This is a genomic window from Streptococcus sp. DD11 (assembly GCF_001578865.1).
Lineage (GTDB): Bacteria > Bacillota > Bacilli > Lactobacillales > Streptococcaceae > Streptococcus > Streptococcus panodentis.
Genome location: NZ_KQ969397.1, coordinates 145,933 through 148,408, shown reverse-complemented (window position 1 = coordinate 148,408; position 2,476 = coordinate 145,933). Strand labels below are relative to the sequence as shown.

Sequence of the window (2,476 nt, the reverse complement as noted above, 5' to 3'; positions counted from 1 at the left end):
GAGCATGATGCAGCCTATCTGCAGGAATGCCTGGAGAATTTGCGGGAGAAGGGAATTGTAGTCTGAGCGGGGTCCTGCTTTGCGGGCGGCTTGCGCACTTTTTCTCTCCTGCTTACTGACTGTCCTTGGCTAAGCAGCGCTTTTACAGCCGGTCGAAAGGAGCAGTCCTCCGCCTCTTTCTGGCGATTTTCCCGGCAGAAGTGCTGAATATTGAGAATGATTACCCCCTTATTGGCAGAAAATGAAAAATCAGAGCCTTCAGCACACTGCGCTGTTTGCTCTGATTTTTTTACTGCTGCAGGATATAGTTCTTAATTGCTGCTGCGACTCCGTTGTCATCATTGCTGGCGGTGACAGCGTCAGCCAGCTCCTTGACATGGTCGGGAGCATTGCCCATAGCTACACCCAGACCGGCGAATTCCAGCATTTCAATGTCGTTATTGGCATCGCCGACAGCCATGATTTCAGCAGGGGAGACAGCAAGCCGTTCAGCCAATTCTCTGAGGGCACTGGCTTTGGTCACGCCCTTGGGCATAGTTTCGTAAATATAGGCCTGCGAGCGGACAGCGCTGAAACGCTGAGCCAGCTCAGTACCGAATGCTTTTTCAAAGGCATCCAATTCCTCCGGCTGAGCCAGAAACATGGCCTGAAAGAGGATGTTTTTGCCGTTCGTAGCTTCCTGCAGGCTGATTTGCATGGGTTCAGTGAAGACCAGCCCGGCATCATAAGTAACGAGGTCATTGGGCTCCTCACCTAGGACCAGATAGCGCTCCTCATCAAAAATAGTCAGCTGAGCCGGAGTCTGCCGGGCAATGCTGTCCAGATAGAGGATTTCCTCCTTGCTGAGCGAGCGGTAGTCAACCAAGCCCCAGTCGCTGGTCTGGTGCGTTGCACAGCCATTGTCCACAATGACGTATTCATTTTCCTGTGACAAGCCCAGCTGCTCATAGTAGGGCTTGACCCCGACCAGAGGGCGGCCGGTACAGAGAACCAGCTTAACGCCGGCCTCTACCGCCTGATGAATGGCATCAATGTGAGCCTGAGGGATTTCTTTGCTGCTGTTCAGCAGGGTGCCGTCCATATCCAAGGCAAGAATTTTAAACATAAACCATCTCCAAAAGTATTCTGATTTCATTATAGCATAAATTGCAGAGAAAGTCTGAGCCCCTAGCAAAAAATGCCGGTCTTGTGTTATAATGAATAGAATACCCTAAAAGGACGAGAAGAATGAACCTAGAAGAATTAAAACAACGCCAGGAGAAGATTCGCAATTTCTCCATTATTGCCCATATTGACCATGGGAAGTCCACCTTGGCCGACCGGATTTTAGAGGCGACGGAGACCGTTTCCAGCCGGGAGATGCAGGCCCAGCTCTTGGACAGTATGGACTTAGAGCGGGAGCGCGGCATTACCATCAAGCTCAATGCCATTGAGCTCAATTATAGAGCCAAAGACGGCCAAACCTATATTTTTCATCTGATTGACACCCCGGGACACGTAGACTTTACCTATGAAGTATCCCGCTCACTGGCTGCCTGCGAGGGGGCCGTTTTGGTGGTAGATGCGGCTCAGGGGATTGAAGCACAGACTCTGGCCAATGTCTATCTGGCCTTGGATAATGATCTGGAAATTCTGCCGGTCATCAATAAAATTGACCTGCCGGCTGCAGACCCAGAGCGGGTGCGGGCGGAGATTGAGGATGTGATTGGTCTGGATGCCAGCGAAGCTGTTCTGGCTTCTGCCAAGTCGGGCATCGGGATTGAGGAGATTTTAGAACAGATTGTGGACAAGGTCCCCGCTCCGACCGGAGATGTAGCAGCACCGCTCAAGGCTTTGATTTTTGACTCAGTCTATGACAGTTACCGCGGCGTTATCCTGCAGGTGCGGGTCATGGATGGCCTGGTCAAGCCGGGCGACACCATTCAGCTCATGAGTAATAGCAAGACCTTTGATGTGACAGAGGTCGGCATTTTCACCCCCAAGGCAGTTGGCCGTGATTTTCTAGCGACTGGAGATGTGGGCTATATTGCCGCCTCCATCAAGACGGTGCAGGATACGCGGGTCGGAGACACCGTGACCTTGGCCAGCAATCCTGCTGCAGAACCCCTGCATGGCTACAAGCAGATGAATCCCATGGTCTTTGCTGGTCTCTACCCTATCGAGTCCAATAAATACAATGACCTTCGTGAGGCGCTTGAAAAGCTCCAGCTAAACGATGCCAGTCTGCAGTTTGAACCAGAAACATCACAGGCATTAGGATTTGGATTCCGCTGTGGTTTCTTAGGCTTGCTGCACATGGATGTTATTCAGGAGCGGCTGGAGCGGGAGTTTAACATTGATCTGATTATGACGGCACCGTCTGTTATCTACAAGGTCAATATGACGGACGGCGAAGCCATTGATGTGTCCAATCCCAGCGAGTTTCCGGATCCGACCAAGATTGATTCTATTGAAGAGCCTTATGTCAAGGCCCAGA

General features: G+C 51.4%; 2 protein-coding genes. One reads left to right on the top strand and one right to left on the bottom strand.

Going from position 1 to position 2,476, the window contains the following annotated elements:
- Positions 1-289: 289 nt before the first annotated feature.
- The gene (locus STRDD11_RS11795) at positions 290-1,105 is read right to left on the bottom strand and encodes a Cof-type HAD-IIB family hydrolase (RefSeq protein WP_128837450.1); all 816 of its coding nucleotides are present in this window, start codon (positions 1,103-1,105) and stop codon (positions 290-292) included.
- 122 nt (positions 1,106-1,227) lie between these two features.
- Here STRDD11_RS11795 and lepA point away from each other — a divergent pair.
- Positions 1,228-2,476: translation elongation factor 4 (lepA, locus tag STRDD11_RS11790; RefSeq protein ID WP_128837498.1), on the top strand; the 1,249-nt coding region annotated here is incomplete at its 3' end.